The following is a 16,779-nucleotide window of genomic DNA, read 5'->3' on the forward strand; positions in this document are numbered from 1 at the left end:
AAAAGCTCAGTTTTGCAGGTTTTACCTATCGAGACGACCTGTCGAGTGACAAGGAAATGGTCTTTGTGAAATAGATTGAAAATAGCGTCTGTCCTAAATTGTATCAGGGCAGGCTTTTTTATGATTTTGCGCTCCTATTTTTAGTTCAGAATGGTAGGAATTTTCTCACAATTTTGGTATAATAGGACTATTAGAAAATTTCAAGGAGACAAACATGTCAGTTAAAATTGCTTTACTTGGATTTGGTACAGTAGCTAGTGGTGTACCATTCTTGCTAAAGGAAAATAGAGAAAAAATTGTTCAAGCAGCACATTCAGAAATTGAAGTATCCAAAGTTTTGGTCAAAGACGATCAAGAGAAAGCACGCTTGCTTGAAGCAGGAAATGATTTTAATTTTGTAACAAATATTGACGAAATTTTGTCAGATAAAGACATCGCGATTGTTGTTGAGTTGATGGGACGTATCGAACCGGCAAAAACATTTATCACTCGTGCCTTAGAAGCAGGGAAACATGTCGTGACAGCAAACAAGGACCTTTTGGCTGTTCATGGTGCAGAATTGCTTGAGATTGCCAAAGCTCATAATGTTGCTCTTTATTATGAAGCAGCTGTTGCGGGAGGAATTCCAATCCTTCGTACCTTGGTCAACTCACTTGCATCAGATAAAATCACACGTGTTCTTGGTGTTGTCAATGGAACATCTAACTTCATGATGACCAAAATGGTAGAAGAAGGCTGGTCTTATGAAGATGCTTTGGCAGAAGCCCAACAACTTGGTTTTGCTGAAAGCGACCCTACCAATGACGTTGATGGGATTGATGCAGCCTACAAGATGGTCATCCTTAGCCAGTTTGCATTTGGGATGAATGTCAAATTTGAAGATGTTGCCCATCAAGGAATCCGCAATATCACTCCAGAAGATGTGGCAGTTGCCCAAGATCTTGGGTACGTGGTTAAACTAGTAGGTTCTATCGAAGAAACACCTTCTGGAATCGCTGCCGAGGTTACTCCAACCTTCCTTCCTAAAGCTCATCCACTTGCAAGTGTTAACGGTGTTATGAATGCGGTCTTTGTGGAATCTATCGGTATCGGCGAGTCTATGTACTATGGACCAGGTGCAGGTCAAAAACCAACTGCAACAAGTGTTGTAGCTGATATTGCTCGTATCGTTCGTCGTTTGAATGACGGTACCATTGGAAAAGCCTTTAACGAATACCATCGTGATCTTGTTTTGGCTCAGCCAGAAGATGTCAAAGCTAACTACTATTTCTCAATCTTGGCTCCAGATTCAAAAGGGCAAGTATTGAAATTGGCAGAGCTCTTTAATGCGGAAGATATTTCCTTCAAGCAAATCCTTCAAGATGGTAAGCAAGAAGGCAAGGCTCGTGTTGTCATCATCAGCCATAAGATCAACAAGGCGCAACTTGAAAATATTACAGACTCTTTGAAGGGTGTAGCTGAATTTGAACTTCTCAATACCTTCAAGGTTTTAGGAGACTAAGATGAAGATTATTGTACCTGCTACAAGTGCCAATGTGGGTCCTGGTTTTGACTCTGTTGGTGTAGCTGTAACCAAGTATCTAGAAATTCAGGTTTGTGAGGAACGTGAAGAATGGATGATTGAGCATCAACTAGGCAAATGGATTCCACGTGATGAACGTAATCTTTTGCTGAAGATTGCTTTACAAATTGTTCCAGACCTACAACCAAGACGTCTGAAAATGATCAGTGATATTCCACTTGCGCGTGGACTTGGTTCTTCTAGTTCAGTCATCGTTGCAGGAATTGAGTTGGCAAATCAATTAGGGAACCTAAAATTAACGGATCACGATAAGTTGCAATTGGCGACTAAGATTGAAGGACATCCTGATAATGTTGCACCTGCTATCTATGGAAATCTAGTCATTGCAAGCTCAGTCGAGGGTCAGGTTTCAGCAGTAGTGGCACCTTTTCCAGAGTGTGCCTTTCTAGCCTACATTCCAAATTATGAATTGCGTACTCGAGATAGTCGTGGTGTCTTGCCTAAGAAACTTTCTTATAAAGAAGCTGTTGCAGCAAGTTCTATCGCCAATGTAGCGATTGCAGCCTTGCTGACTGGAGACATGGTCAAAGCAGGACAAGCTATTGAGAGTGATCTCTTCCATGAGCGTTACCGTCAAGAACTGGTGAGAGAATTTGCGACGATCAAGAAAGTTGCTAAGAGAAACTGTGCTTATGCGACCTACTTGTCTGGTGCTGGGCCTACTGTCATGGTTCTAGCTGAGCCTGATAAGATGCCTAAAATTAAGGCTGAGCTTGAAAAGCAACCGTTCAAAGGCAAACTTCATGATTTGCAAGTAGATACACAAGGCGTTCGCGTCGAAGCAAAATAAACATAGCAATGGGATGGGGAAACTCTCTATTAGAGGCTTCCTGTCCTTTTTTTGAAAATGAAACATGGGAACTGATACTCAATGAAAATCAAAGAGCAAACTAGGAAGCGAGCTGCAGGTTGCTCAAAGCACTGCTTTGAGGTTGTAGATAAGACTGACGATGTCAGTTACATATATCTACGGCAAGGCGAAGCTGACGTGGTTTGAAGAGATTTTCGAAGAGTATGAAATGTTTCCCGTGTTTATCGACCGATAGACGGTCAAGGAGGATTTGAAATGGCAGAAATATATCTAGCAGGTGGTTGTTTTTGGGGCTTAGAGGAATACTTTTCCCGTATTTCTGGAGTGTTGCAAACCAGTGTTGGTTATGCCAATGGTCATGTAGAAACCACCAATTATCAATTGATTAAAGAAACAGATCATGCTGAGACTGTGCAAGTTATTTATGATGAAATGGCAGTCTCGCTTCGTGAGATTTTACTCTATTATTTCCGAGTTATCGATCCCCTTTCTGTCAACCAACAAGGGAATGACCGTGGTCGTCAATACCGCACAGGGATTTATTACCTAGATGAAGCTGATCTACCAACGATCAATACAGTAGTTCGCGAAGAAGAACTCCTCATAGGTCGTAAAATTGCAGTGGAAGTGGAGAAGCTTCGCCACTATATCTTAGCTGAGGATTATCACCAAGACTATCTCAAGAAAAATCCTGGTGGCTATTGCCATATCGATGTGAAAGATGCAGAGAAACCACTGATAGACGCTGCTAACTATGAAAAGCCTAGTCAGGCAGTTTTACGAGAAAGTTTGTCAGAAGAGTCCTACCGAGTTACGCAAGAAGCTGCGACGGAAGCTCCCTTTACTAATGCTTATGACCAAGCTTTTGAGGAAGGGATTTATGTTGATATCACGACTGGTGAGCCCCTCTTCTTTGCCAAGGATAAGTTTGCTTCAGGCTGTGGTTGGCCAAGTTTTAGCCGACCAATCTCTAAAGAGCTTATCCATTACTATCAAGACTTGAGTCATGGTATGGAGCGAATTGAAGTCCGTTCACGTTCGGGTAATGCTCACTTGGGACATGTCTTTACAGATGGACCTCAGGAACTAGGTGGTTTACGCTATTGTATCAATTCTGCCTCTTTACGATTCATTGCTAAGGATGAAATGGAAGAGGCTGGATATGGCTATCTACTTCCATATTTGAACAAATAAAAAGATGGTGGTTTTTCCACCTTCTTCATTTTGAAAATAGAAGGGACATATGAAACAATTACTTTCTTACTTTAAACCCTACCTCAAGGAGTCATTTCTAGCGCCCTTGTTTAAGCTGCTAGAAGCCGTTTTTGAACTCTTGGTACCCATGGTGATAGCTGGAATTGTCGACCAATCTATCCCCAAAAAAGATCAGGGTCACCTCTGGATGCAAATGGGTTTCCTCTTTGTTTTTGCGGTTATCGGCGTTTTGGTTGCCTTAGTTGCTCAGTTTTACTCAGCCAAGGCAGCAGTAGGATTTGCCAGGGAGTTGACCAATGACCTCTATCGTCATATTCTTTCCTTGCCCAAGGATAGTAGAGACCGTTTAACGACCTCGAGTTTGGTGACGCGTTTGACTTCAGATACCTATCAGATTCAGACAGGGATCAATCAATTTTTACGTCTATTTTTAAGGGCTCCTATTATTGTTTTTGGTGCCATTTTTATGGCTTATCGTCTCTCGCCTGAATTGACCTTCGGGTTTTTGGTCATGGTTGCCATTTTGTCCTTTGTCATTGTCGTGTTATCACGCTTGGTCAATCCTCTCTATAGTATTTTGAGAAAGAAAACAGACCAGCTGGTTCAGGAAACACGCCAACAGATACAAGGTATGCGTGTGATTCGTGCCTTTGGCCAAGAAAAACGAGAAATCGAGAACTTCCAAGTACTCAATCAAGTCTATACAGCTATCCAAATGAAAACAGGCTACTGGTCCAGTCTCTTGACCCCCTTGACCTATTTGATTGTCAATGGAACTTTGCTGGTGATTATCTGGAATGGTTATATTTCTATTCAGGGAGGCTGGCTCAGTCAGGGTGCCTTGATTGCTCTAATCAACTATCTATTACAGATCTTGGTAGAGTTGATTAAACTAGCCATGCTGATTAATTCACTCAACCAGTCTTATATATCAGCTAAGCGCATTGAGGAAGTCTTCGCTGAAAAACCTGAAGATATTCATTCTGAGATTCATGTAGGAAAAGTATCTGGACATCGAGTTTTACAAGTTAGTCACTTGACCTTTACTTATCCAGATGCAGCTCAACCTTCGCTAAGGGATATTTCTTTTGATATGCAGCAAGGAGAAATTCTTGGAATTATCGGAGGAACTGGTTCTGGTAAGTCAACCTTGGTACAGGTTTTACTTGGTTTGTACAAACCAGATAAAGGAACAGTGGCCCTCTATCAGGCTGGGAATAGTCCTCAAAATCTGGCTCAATGGCGGTCTTGGATTGCCTATGTCCCTCAAAAGGTTGAACTTTTTAAAGGGACTATTCGTTCTAATTTGACTCTGGGTATGGAAGAGCCTGTCTCGGACCAAGAACTCTGGCAGGCCTTGGAAATTGCTCAGGCCAAGGACTTTGTCAGCGATAAGGAAGGTCAGCTGGACGCAGAGGTTCAAGCAGGCGGTCGTAATTTTTCAGGTGGGCAAAAACAACGTTTGTCTATCGCCCGAGCAGTCTTGCGTCGAGCACCATTTCTCATTTTGGATGATGCGACTTCTGCTCTTGATACCATTACTGAGTCCAATCTTCTGAAGGCTGTTCAAGATAACCTACCAAACACCAGCTTGATCTTGATTTCCCAACGAACTTCAACCTTGAAGATTGCTGATCAAATTCTTCTTTTAGAGAAAGGGGAGCAATTAGCACTTGGAAATCATGAGGAATTGATGGAGACTAGTCAAGTCTATCGTGAAATCAATGCATCCCAACATGGAAAGGAGGACTAGAATGAAAGGCAAACATGCAAGTCAAACCCTCAAACGATTAGCAAAAGATTTAGCTGGCCATCCCGTCCTTCTTTTCCTGGCTTTCTTAGGAACCATCACTCAAGTGGCTTTATCAATCTATCTGCCAATCTTGATTGGACGTGTGATTGACCAAGTTTTAGTGACGGGCTCATCTCAGGTATTTTGGCAGATTTTCCTCCAGATGATATTGGTGTTGATAGGGAATACGCTGGTACAATGGGCCAATCCCCTCCTATACAACCGCCTCATTTTCTCCTATACCAGAGATTTACGCGAAAAAATCATTGAAAAGCTCCATCGTCTTCCGATTGCCCTTGTAGATAGACAAGGTAGTGGAGAAATGGTCAGCCGTGTCACGACAGATATCGAGCAGTTGGCAGCGGGTCTGAATATGATTTTCAACCAATTTTTCATAGGAGTTTTGATGATTTTGGTCAGCATCCTTGCTATGCTCCAAATCCATCTATTGATGACTCTCTTGGTTCTGCTCTTAACACCTCTATCTATGGTCATTTCACGCTTTATCGCTAAGAGATCCTACCATCTCTTTCAAAAGCAGACAGAGACTAGGGGGATTCAGACTCAGTTGATAGAAGAATCGCTCACCCAACAGAATATTATCCAGTCCTTCAATGCCCAGGAAGAATTTATCGAGAGACTTCATGAGGCAAATGATAGCTATGCAGGTTATTCTCAGTCGGCTATCTTTTATTCATCGACAGTCAATCCTTCCACCCGTTTTGTCAATGCCCTCATTTATGCCCTACTTGCTGGTGTTGGAGCCTTACGTATCATGGCGGGTTCTACTTTGACGGTTGGGCGTTTAGTGACCTTTTTGAATTATGTGCAGCAGTACACCAAGCCTTTTAACGATATTTCATCAGTCTTAGCTGAGTTGCAAAGCGCCTTAGCTTGTGCAGAACGTGTTTATGCTGTTCTAAAAAGTCCAGAGGTTACAGAAACTGGTCTTGAAGAATTGAACAGCGATCAAGTCAAGGGATCTATTTCCTTTAAGCATGTTTCTTTTGGTTACAATCCTGAAAAAATTTTGATCAAGGATCTGTCTATTGATATTCCAGCTGGTAGTAAGGTTGCTATCGTTGGACCAACGGGTGCTGGGAAGTCTACCCTTATCAATCTCCTCATGCGTTTTTATCCGATTAATTCAGGAGATATTTTGCTAGACGGTCATTCTATTTACGACTATACTAGAGCATCTCTTCGACAACAGTTTGGGATGGTGCTCCAAGAAACTTGGCTCAAGCAGGGAACCATTCATGACAATATTGCTTTTGGCAATCCTGATGCTAGCCGAGAGCAGGTCATTGCAGCAGCCAAGGCAGCTAACGCAGACTTCTTTATCCAACAATTGCCACAGGGATATGATACCAAGCTTGAAAATGCAGGGGAATCCTTGTCTGTTGGTCAGGCTCAGCTTTTGACCATTGCCCGCGTTTTTCTAGCCATTCCTAAGATTCTTATCTTGGACGAGGCGACTTCATCCATCGATACCCGGACAGAGGTGCTGGTTCAGGACGCCTTTGCCAAACTCATGAAAGGGCGGACAAGCTTTATCATTGCCCACCGTTTATCGACCATTCAAGATGCTGATTTGATTCTTGTCTTGGTCGATGGAGATATTGTCGAATATGGCAATCATGAGGAACTCATGACGAGAAAAGGCAAATACTATCAAATGCAGCAAGCAGCAACTTTTATCTCAGAATAAATGGGAAAGCCATTATAATGCCAATGAACAAACAAGAAAAGTTGCCTTCGGGTGACTTTTTTGTTACAATAGCTAGAAAAATTATCTAGTATGAAAGCTAATACTCAATGAAAATCAAAGAGCAAACTAGGAAGCTAGCCGCAGGTTGCTCAAAGCACTGCTTTGAGGTTGTAGATAGAACTGACGAAGTCAGTAACATATATACGGTAAGGCGACGCTGACGTGGTTTGAATTTGATTTTCGAAGAGTATAATTTAGAAAAGGAGCCTATTGATGAAAGTCTTTCAGCATGTAAATATCGTGACTTGTGACCAAGATTTCCATGTCTACCTGGATGGTATCTTAGCTCTTGAAAATTCTCAAATCGTCTATGTCGGTCAGGAAAATCAAGAAATTCTCAAGCAAGCAGATCAAATCATAGACTATCAGGGTGCTTGGATTATGCCTGGTTTGGTTAACTGCCATACCCACTCTGCAATGACAGGCTTGAGGGGGATTCGTGATGATAGCAATCTCCACGAATGGCTAGAAGACTATATCTGGCCAGCAGAAGCAGAATTTACACCAGAGATGACTACAAAAGCCGTCAAAGAGGCGCTAACAGAGATGCTCCAGTCAGGAACGACAACATTCAATGATATGTACAATCCGAATGGAGTAGAGATAGAGAAGATCTATGAAGCAGTCAAGGCATCCAAGATGCGTTGCTATTTTTCTCCAACTCTCTTTTCTTCAGACATAGAGACCACAGATGAGACTATAGCAAAAACTCGTGCTGTCATCGGGACAATCAAAGGCTATCAGGATTCCAATTTCAAGGTTATGGTGGCTCCTCATTCGCCCTACAGTTGTAGTCGAGAATTGTTAGAGGCTAGTTTGAGCCTAGCAAAAGAAGAAGATATTCCACTTCATATCCACGTTGCAGAAACAAGAGAAGAGTCAGGGATTATCCTGAAACGTTATGGCAAACGTCCACTAGCCTTTCTGGATGAGCTTGGGTATTTAGATCATCAGGCTGTATTTGCCCATGGAGTGGAGTTAAATGAAGCAGAGATTGCCCGCTTAGCAGATTCGCAAGTCGCTATCGCCCACAATCCTATCAGTAACCTCAAACTAGCTTCAGGGATTGCACCTGTCGTTCAACTTCAACAGGCAGGTGTGCCAGTCGGAATTGCGACAGACTCGGTTGCTTCTAATAATAACCTGGACATGTTTGAGGAAGGACGGACCGCAGCTCTTTTACAGAAGATGAAGAGTGGTGATGCCAGCCAATTTCCAATCGAAACCGCCCTCAAGGCATTGACCATTGAAGGAGCTAAGGTGTTAGGAATGGAAGATGAGATTGGTGGTCTGGAAGTCGGCAAGCAAGCTGATTTTCTCGTTATCCAACCGCAAGGAAAAATCCATCTCCAACCTCAAGAAAACATGCTGTCTCACCTCGTTTATGCTGTCAAATCGAGCGACGTTGATGATGTATACATTGCAGGTGAGCAAGTCGTGAGAGCTGGGAAGGTACTAACAGTAGATTTGTAAGTGATACTCTTTCTAAATTTTTTAAAGCTAGGTCGGTGTTGTCTTGACTTCGTATGCTCTAACAAGTTTATTGAGTGAGTATTTATTGTGTAGGCTGTATAAAAAAAGAAGACCTTGCGAGTCTTCTTTTTGTTGCATAATATTTAATCTGAACATTTTTGAGAGGGCTCTCTATCCTCTTTTAATCCTTGCACGAACTAGGTCAAGTGCATAATGAAGTGTTTTATCTTTGATAATAAAGAGGGTGATAGCGTAATAAGTATTCTATACTAGATAGTAATCGATACCCCAACGCCATTTTTTTTGATAAAATTTTTGAAATCTTGTATAATAGATAGAACTGAAAGTATGAGGTTACGAACTATGAAAATGAAACAAATCAGTGATACGACTTTAAAAATCACCATGTCTTTAGAAGATTTGATGGATCGTGGAATGGAAATCGCAGACTTTCTCGTTCCACAAGAGAAAACAGAAGAATTTTTCTACGCAATCTTGGATGAGTTAGAAATGCCAGACAGTTTCTTGGACACGGGCATGCTTAGCTTCCGAGTGACTCCAAAGCCTGATAAGGTTGATGTTTTTGTGACAAAATCTAAGATCGACCAGAATTTAGATTTTGACGATTTGGCAGATCTTCCTGATATGGATGAGTTGGCTAAAATGTCTCCAGATGAGTTTTTAAAAACCTTGGAGAAAACCATGGCAGAAAAAACTAAAGATGATATTGAAGCCATTCAATCTTTAGAGCAGGTTGAAAAGGAAGAAGAAGCAGCGCTTGATGAAACCCTCGAAGTAGAAGAAGGAAAAAGAGAGCCTTATATCTACTACATCTTACGTTTTGACGATTTATCTAGTTTGGTTTCTTTTGCCAAAACGGTTGACTACCAAATGGAAACTTCAGAACTCTACAAGATGAATGACCAGTACTATCTGACAGTTTTAGTTGATGTAGAAGATCAACCTAGCCTTTATCCAGCTTGGTTGTTGGCACGTATGCGCGAATTTGCGGATGATAGTGATATCAGTCGTTCTGTCCTACAAGAATATGGGCAACTACTCATCAATCATGATGCTGTCCAAGGACTCCAAAAAGTTTAATCTATAAAAAACAGAGAAGCTACCCTTCTCTGTTTTTGTAAAATCTAGTTTTTAAAATTTTGGATTCAGTTTGTATCCAAAAAACTGTCATATTATAATTTGAGGATGAAATTAAAATTTTAGCATAATTTCATGAAAATTTTCTGAATCATCATCTGAAGTTACAAGGAAGAAAAAGTGCCTAAGAAATAAGCAAAGTAGTAGCTTTAATAGAAGAAATGGGGTAGAATGGTAGAAGTTGCTTTTCGGTAGCTTAGAATCGAATCAACTGACAAATCTTTTAAGTGTAAATGTTGTTACATCAACGGTTTTACTAAACTATTATATTTTTTTTGTTTTCAAAGTATAATTTTATCTTATATTTGAAACTAGATGAATTTGAATCAGTTTTTAAAAAGCGCCCTCATATAGTTTTTGAATCCTAGCAAATGGTATTCCAATGCCTTTCAATCTTGCTAAAATTGATGAAAAACGATATGATAGAATGAAAAAAAGCGAGGTGAAATATGGACCAAATACGGATTCAAACAGAAACACAGCAGATACTTGAAGATGTATTAGACAAGGCTTCTTTACAGGAGGGAGCACTATTTGTCTTGGGTTTGTCTTCGAGTGAAGTGCTGGGAGGACACATCGGAAAAGATTCGAGTCAGGAAATCGGTGAACTAATTGTCAAGACACTGTTGGAGTTGTTGGTGGCTAAGGGAATTCACCTAGCTGTTCAAGGTTGTGAACATGTCAATCGCGCCTTAGTTGTTGAACGAGAAGTAGCTATAAAACATCAGTTGGAGATTGTGAGTGTACTCCCGACCTTACATGCAGGAGGTTCTGGTCAATTGGCCGCCTTTCGCTATATGAAAGATCCTGTGGAGGTCGAATTTATCAGGGCAGATGCTGGTTTGGACATCGGAGATACTGCTATTGGGATGCATATCAAACATGTTCAGGTACCCATTCGACCAATCTTAAGAGAGATTGGCCAGGCTCATGTGACGGCACTTGCTAGTCGACCAAAACTCATTGGAGGGGCGCGTGCTCAATATCCAATAGATCACATTAGGAAGATATAAATTGAATACTAGAAAAATGCAGTTTGAGAGAGTCATCAAATACTCTATTCGGAAGTTCTCGGTTGGTGTCGGTTCTGCGGTAATCGGGACATTTCTTTTGGGAGCAAATAACTTTTTAGTTGAAGCTGTTGCGGCTAATGAAGTGGCAACACCAAACCAAGTTCATTACCGTTATTTGGCTGAACAAGAATTGACAGAAGCAGAAAAAGCTCTGATCCATCGAGAAATTCCTTCAGATCTGAAACAAGATGATGTTGTCTATCTTGTTTACAGAAAGAAGGAAGTGAATTCTCAACAATTACCGAACACTGGAAGCAAGGAATTAGCACTGGCAACTCTTGGATTTGCAACAGCGTCTATGGTTGTTGTGGTGATGTCTAAAAAACACCGTAATAAAATGCTTGGCCTTCTCTTTATTGGAGCTCTAGGTGGTAGTTACTTTATCCCTCAGTCAGCTCAAGCATTTGAGAATAAAATCTTGGTGTCCTACAACCAAACGATTGCAGCAAGTAGTCAAGAGGACTTGGCAAAAGGTGTCATTCAAATCGAAGGATACGAATACGTCGGTTACTTTAAAGCATCAGACTTCCAAGACCAACCAGAGCAAATGACGACTGCTAAGGGAAGTCAAGAAGCAGGCCACGAAGGCGAATCTTTGGTTCAACCAGAGTTGCCAGCCTACACCGGCGAGATTACAGCTAAAGGCACGCAAGAAGAAGGCCACGAAGGCGAATCCCTAGTTCAACCAGAAGCTCCAGCTTATACAGGCGAGATTAGTGCCAAAGGCACCCAAGAAGAGGGTCACCAAGGTGAGTCTCTAGTTCAGCCAGAATTGCCAACCTACACCGGTGAGATTAGTGCTAAAGGCACGCAAGAAGAAGGTCACCAAGGTGAGTCTCTAGTTCAGCCAGAATTGCCAGCCTACACCGGTGAGATTAGTACTAAAGGCACGCAAGAAGAAGGTCACCAAGGTGAGTCTCTAGTTCAGCCAGAATTGCCAGCCTACACCGGTGAGATTACAGCCAAAGGCACCCAAGAAGAAGGTCACCAAGGCGAATCTTTGGTTCAGCCAGAATTGCCAGCCTACACCGGCGAGCTTACAGCCAAAGGCACGCAAGAAGAAGGCCATGAAGGCGAATCTTTGGTTCAGCCAGAATTGCCAGCCTACACAGGTGAGCTTACAGCCAAAGGCACGCAAGAAGAAGGCCATGAAGGCGAATCTTTGGTTCAACCAGAATTGCCAGAGTATAAAGTAGCTGAAGCAACTATTACAGAAACTGAAACAGTAGCAGTTCCATATACAAAGGAGTATGTAGCTGATGATACTCGTTACACTGATGAAGAAACAGTGATTCAAAACGGTCAAGCAGGAAGTCAGCTGATCCATCGTGTCTATAAGACAGTCAATGGCCAAAAAGTTGGGGACCCAATCAGCACGAGTACAGAAACTGTTACGGCGCCAGTAAACGAAAAAATTAGTCGTGGTACCAAGGCTATTGAAGGTCAAGTTGAAGAAGTTTCGTTTGAAGAAATTCCTTTTGAAACAAGAACAGAAGTAGACAGCACTCTTCCGAAGGGAACAGAAGTTGTTGCTCAAGCTGGTCAAAACGGTAAGAAAAAGATTACCAAAGTCTATAAGACTCTTAAGGGCGTGAAAACTGCGGATGCTCCAACGATTTCAGAGGAAGTTGTTGAAGCAGTTCAAGATCGTATCATCAAAAAAGGTGATCAAATCCTGACTGAGCCAACGTTGACACTTACTCAAATTGATAAAGAAGAGTTAGAGCGTAGTGCCAAGGTTCGTTACCAATTGGTGAAACCAACAGGTGTAACCATTAAATCTCTTGAAGTTGTCTTGAAAGACGGGGACACTAGCCTTCAAACAGTCAACATGTCTGAGGGTGACCTGACTGCAAATCTTACAGACTTGAAGTATTACAAGGACTACAAGATTGCGACCAAGATGGTTTACGATCGTGGAAATGGGAACGAAGAAGTTGTTCTCACGGAAGAACCGCTGCGACTTGATCTCAAAAAAGTCGAAGTCAAAAACATCAAGGAAACCAGCCTTATCAGTGTTGATGATCAAGGTGTAGAAACTGATAATAGTCTCTTGTCAGCTAAACCATCAGATGTTAAACCTTATTACTTGAAAGTGACAACTCATGATAACAAGGTGACAAAACTTGCTGTTGATAAGATTGAAGAAGTCACAGTTGATGGTAAAGCATTGTTCAAAGTCACTGCTAAAGCACCAGACCTAGTCCAACGTAATGCAGATAATCAGTTTACAGAGGAATATGTTCATTACTTTGCTAAACCAAAAGCTCATGAAGGTGATGTTTATTACGATTTCAATGACCTTGTAAAAGCTATGCAGGACAATCCTACTGGTACCTTTAAGCTTGGTAGCAGTATGAATGCAAGTAACGTGACCCCCGCTGGCAAGTCTTATGTAACCAATGCCTTCAAGGGAACATTGGAAAGTACAGAAGGTAATAAATTTGCCATCCATAACATTACGAGACCATTGTTTGGTAACATCGAAGGTGGTACTGTTAAGAATCTCTTGCTTGAAAATGTCAACATTGACATGCCTGGATTTGATCGAGTAGCACCAATCGCAGGTGTCATCAAAAATAATGCAACTGTTGAAAATGTTAAAGTAACAGGTAACGTTGTCGGGGGCAACGATGTAGCTGGTATTATCAATAAAATTGATGGTAGTGGTAAAGTAAGTAATGTTGCCTTTATCGGTAAGATTCATGCTGCTGGAAACAAAGGTTGGTACTTAGCGGGTGTTCTAGGTGAAAACTGGAAAGGTATCGTAGAAAAAGCTTACGTTGATGCTGAAATTACTGGTAACAAGGCAAAAGCTGCAGGATTAGTTTATTCTTCTCAAAATGGTGGAGATAACAATACACTAGGTAGAGAAGGTGTCCTCAGAAATTCAGTTGCTAAAGGTTCTATCGAGCTGAAAGAAGCTGTTCAATCGGGTGGCTTGCTCGGTACTAACTGGGCCTTGGGTGCTATTGAAGACAACATCACCATGATGAAAGTCAAAACTGGTGAAATGGTCTTCGGTCACTCGGATATTGATGCTGATGATTACTTCACCTATTCAAGAACAAAACGTAACTTCAGTGTTGAGGGGGTAAGTGAGGGTAATAAATCTTACAAGAATTCTCGTAAGATTCCTAGCATCTCACAAGAAGAAGCTGACAAGAAGATTGAAGCAATGGGAATCACTGCTGATAAGTTTGAAAGCACGAAGCCTGTTGAAGACAGACTCAATAACATTGTCAACAAAGCCGATCAATACAAAACTATCATTGGCTACGACGCCTCTCGTGAACTTGCCTACCGTAATATCGAAAAATTACAACCATTTTACAACAAAGAATGGATCGTAAACCAAGGAAATAAATTGGCTGCAGGAAGTCCTCTCTTGACCAAGGAAGTCTTGTCTGTTACTGCTATGAAGGGCAATGCTTTTGTAACAGAATTGGCTGATGCTGACCACATTTTGGTGCACTATGCTGATAAGACAAAAGACATCTTTACTGTTTCGCTGAAAGATTCTAAAGTTAAACAAGTGAAAGAGTACAGCATTGCTGAACTTGGAGAAGTTGTTTACACTCCGAACATGGTTGACAAAGACCGTAGCGATCTTATTACTGCTATCGTTGAAAAATTAAGTTCAGTTGAATTGCAATCAGATCCAATTTACCAAAAACTTGGTAGAACAGGACCAAATAAAGTTAACGCTATAAAAGATCTTTACCTAGAAGAAAGCTTCAAAGAAGTCAAGGATAATCTGGCTAAATTTGTGAAACAGTTGCTTGAAAATGAAGATCATCAATTAAACACAGATGAAGCTGCTAAACGTGCCTTGATCAAGAAGATTGATGACAACAAGGCTGCTGTTCTTCTTGGTTTGTCTTACCTCAATCGTTACTACGGAGTTAAGTTTGATAATTTCAATATCAAGCAACTCATGTTGTTCAAACCAGACTTCTATGGTAAAAATGTAAGTGTGTTAGACTTCTTGATTCAGATTGGTTCTAAAGAAAGTAACATTAAAGGTGATAGAACTTTAGAAGCTTATCGTGAAGCTATCGGTGGAGTTATCGGTATCAGTGAGTTAAATAGTTTCTTAGACTATAATATGCGTCTATTCACAAATGATACAAACTTGAACGATTGGTTTATCAAAGCAACCAAAGACAATGTTTATATCGTTGAACCAGCAACAACAACTCCGGAGTTTGCTGATAAGAAACACAGAGCTTATGAAGGTTTAAACAATGATATGCACGGTAAGATGATCTTGCCACTCTTGAACTTAAAAGATGCACATATGTTCTTGATTTCAACTTACAATACAATGGCTTATAGTTCATTTGAGAAATATGGTAAGTACACTGAAGCAGAACGTAATGCCTTCAAGGCTGAAATCGATAAGGTTGCAAAAGGGCAACAAAATTATCTAGACTTCTGGTCACGTCTATCGTTAGATAAAGTACGTAATAAACTTCTTAAGAGCAATAACATGGTACCAACACCAGTTTTGGATAACCAAAACTATAAAGATATTAGTACTGATAAATACGGTCACACTAATAGCGGTAAAGATGTTGCTCCTATTCGTGAATTATACGGACCTACAGGACGTTACCATGCGACTGACTGGCGTATGGGAGCTGTGGCTCGTGTCTATGCGAATCCATATAAAGATGACTCTGTCTTCTTTATGGTGACGGACATGATTAGTGATTTTGGTATTTCAGCCTTTACTCACGAAACAACTCACGTCAATGACCGTATGGTCTACTTGGGTGGTTCAAGACACCGTGAAGGTACAGATCTTGAAGCATTTGCACAAGGTATGTTGCAAACTCCATCAGTATCAAATCCAAACGGTGAATATAAAGCCCTAGGTCTTAACATGGCTTATGAACGTCCAAATGATGGAAATCAATGGTATAACACCAATCCAAATGATCTGAAGTCACGTGACGAAATTGATCGTTACATGAAGGGCTACAACGACACTCTTATGCTTCTGGATTATCTTGAAGGAGAGGCTGTCCTTGATAAAGCAAATCAAGATTTAAACAATGCTTGGTTCAAGAAGGTTGATAAGCAATACCGAGGAAATAACACCAAGAATCAATTCGACAAGGTTCGACCTTTAAGTGATGAGGAAAAAGCTATTCCTTTACGCACAGTAGATGACTTAATTACGAACAACTTCATGACCAACCGTGGTCCAGGTAACAGAGTTTATAATCCTACTGACTTTGATTCTGCTTATGTGAATGTTCCAATGATGACTGGTATCTATGGTGGTAATACAAGTGAAGGTGCTCCTGGAGGAATGTCATTTAAACACAATACATTCAGATTATGGGGTTACTATGGCTACGAAAAAGGCTTCCTGAACTATGCTTCTAACATGCTTAAAGCTGAGTCTAAAAAAGCTGGAAAAGATACTCTAGGTGATGACTTCATCATTAACAAGATTTCCGAAGGAAAATTCAACAATCTTGAAGAATGGAAGAAAGCTTACTTCAATGAAGTTGTAACAAGTGCCAAAAATGGAATTCAATCTATTGAAATCGATGGTAAAACATACAATAGCTATGAAGACTTGAAACGTGCATTTGCTGAAGCAGTTGATAAAGATAAGGCTACTCTAAGTAACGGATCTGTCAAATTTGATAACACCGTATCACTTAAAGAAAAACTCTTTAAGAAACTTCTTCAACAAACAGATAGCTTTAAAACTTCTATCTTTAAATAATCCAAAACTCTCACCTGCTCAACAGGTGGGAGTTTTTGTAATCAAGAAGCTTATACTCAATGAAAATCAAAGAGCAAACTAGGAAGCTAGCCGCAAGCTGTACTTGAGTACGGTAAGGCAACGCTGACGTGGTTTGAATTTGATTTTCGAAGAGTATT

At 40.9% G+C, this 16,779-nt stretch carries 9 protein-coding genes; all 9 read left to right on the forward strand.

Going from position 1 to position 16,779, the window contains the following annotated elements; translation table 11 throughout:
• The first annotated feature begins 214 nt into the window (after positions 1 to 214).
• The 9 genes from SINDD18_RS01155 (at position 215) to SINDD18_RS01195 (ending at position 16,621) form a co-directional block, all read left to right on the forward strand.
• On the forward strand, positions 215 to 1,501 hold the full coding sequence (locus tag SINDD18_RS01155; RefSeq protein WP_061862791.1) for a homoserine dehydrogenase: 1,287 nt from the start codon (positions 215 to 217) through the stop codon (positions 1,499 to 1,501).
• A 1-nt stretch (position 1,502) separates the two neighbouring features.
• On the forward strand, positions 1,503 to 2,372 hold the full coding sequence (gene thrB, locus SINDD18_RS01160) for a homoserine kinase (protein WP_061862792.1): 870 nt from the start codon (positions 1,503 to 1,505) through the stop codon (positions 2,370 to 2,372).
• A 276-nt stretch (positions 2,373 to 2,648) separates the two neighbouring features.
• The gene (msrB, locus tag SINDD18_RS01165; RefSeq protein ID WP_061862793.1) at positions 2,649 to 3,587 is read left to right on the forward strand and encodes a peptide-methionine (R)-S-oxide reductase MsrB; all 939 of its coding nucleotides are present in this window, start codon (positions 2,649 to 2,651) and stop codon (positions 3,585 to 3,587) included.
• A 49-nt stretch (positions 3,588 to 3,636) separates the two neighbouring features.
• Positions 3,637 to 5,361 carry an ABC transporter ATP-binding protein gene (locus SINDD18_RS01170; RefSeq protein ID WP_061862794.1) on the forward strand — a complete coding sequence of 575 codons (1,725 nt, stop codon included), beginning with the start codon at positions 3,637 to 3,639 and terminating at the stop codon, positions 5,359 to 5,361.
• A gap of 1 nt (position 5,362) precedes the next feature.
• Positions 5,363 to 7,111, forward strand: a complete 1,749-nt coding sequence (locus tag SINDD18_RS01175) for an ABC transporter ATP-binding protein (protein ID WP_061862795.1) — start codon at positions 5,363 to 5,365, stop codon at positions 7,109 to 7,111.
• A gap of 273 nt (positions 7,112 to 7,384) precedes the next feature.
• Positions 7,385 to 8,644, forward strand: a complete 1,260-nt coding sequence (locus tag SINDD18_RS01180; RefSeq protein ID WP_061862796.1) for a TRZ/ATZ family protein — start codon at positions 7,385 to 7,387, stop codon at positions 8,642 to 8,644.
• A 363-nt stretch (positions 8,645 to 9,007) separates the two neighbouring features.
• A complete protein-coding gene (gene mecA / locus SINDD18_RS01185; protein ID WP_061862797.1) occupies positions 9,008 to 9,745 on the forward strand; it encodes an adaptor protein MecA in 738 nt (245 codons plus the stop codon).
• Between the two features lie 506 nt (positions 9,746 to 10,251).
• Positions 10,252 to 10,815, forward strand: coding sequence for a TIGR01440 family protein (locus SINDD18_RS01190; RefSeq protein ID WP_061862798.1), 564 nt, complete (start codon positions 10,252 to 10,254; stop codon positions 10,813 to 10,815).
• 16 nt (positions 10,816 to 10,831) lie between these two features.
• The gene (locus tag SINDD18_RS01195) at positions 10,832 to 16,621 is read left to right on the forward strand and encodes a ZmpA/ZmpB/ZmpC family metallo-endopeptidase (protein WP_061862799.1); all 5,790 of its coding nucleotides are present in this window, start codon (positions 10,832 to 10,834) and stop codon (positions 16,619 to 16,621) included.
• Positions 16,622 to 16,779 lie beyond the last annotated feature (158 nt).

Origin of the sequence: Streptococcus infantis (assembly GCF_001579645.1) — a bacterium.
In the GTDB taxonomy this organism is placed as follows: Bacteria; Bacillota; Bacilli; order Lactobacillales; family Streptococcaceae; genus Streptococcus; species Streptococcus infantis_E.

Bases quoted from the DNA above. Each gene is read 5' to 3' on its own strand.
- SINDD18_RS01155 (WP_061862791.1), top strand. From the start codon at position 215: ATGTCAGTTAAAATTGCTTTACTTGGATTTGGTACAGTAGCTAGTGGT.
- thrB (WP_061862792.1), top strand. From the start codon at position 1,503: ATGAAGATTATTGTACCTGCTACAAGTGCCAATGTGGGTCCTGGTTTT.
- msrB (WP_061862793.1), top strand. From the start codon at position 2,649: ATGGCAGAAATATATCTAGCAGGTGGTTGTTTTTGGGGCTTAGAGGAA.
- SINDD18_RS01170 (WP_061862794.1), top strand. From the start codon at position 3,637: ATGAAACAATTACTTTCTTACTTTAAACCCTACCTCAAGGAGTCATTT.
- SINDD18_RS01175 (WP_061862795.1), top strand. From the start codon at position 5,363: ATGAAAGGCAAACATGCAAGTCAAACCCTCAAACGATTAGCAAAAGAT.
- SINDD18_RS01180 (WP_061862796.1), top strand. From the start codon at position 7,385: ATGAAAGTCTTTCAGCATGTAAATATCGTGACTTGTGACCAAGATTTC.
- mecA (WP_061862797.1), top strand. From the start codon at position 9,008: ATGAAAATGAAACAAATCAGTGATACGACTTTAAAAATCACCATGTCT.
- SINDD18_RS01190 (WP_061862798.1), top strand. From the start codon at position 10,252: ATGGACCAAATACGGATTCAAACAGAAACACAGCAGATACTTGAAGAT.
- SINDD18_RS01195 (WP_061862799.1), top strand. From the start codon at position 10,832: ATGCAGTTTGAGAGAGTCATCAAATACTCTATTCGGAAGTTCTCGGTT.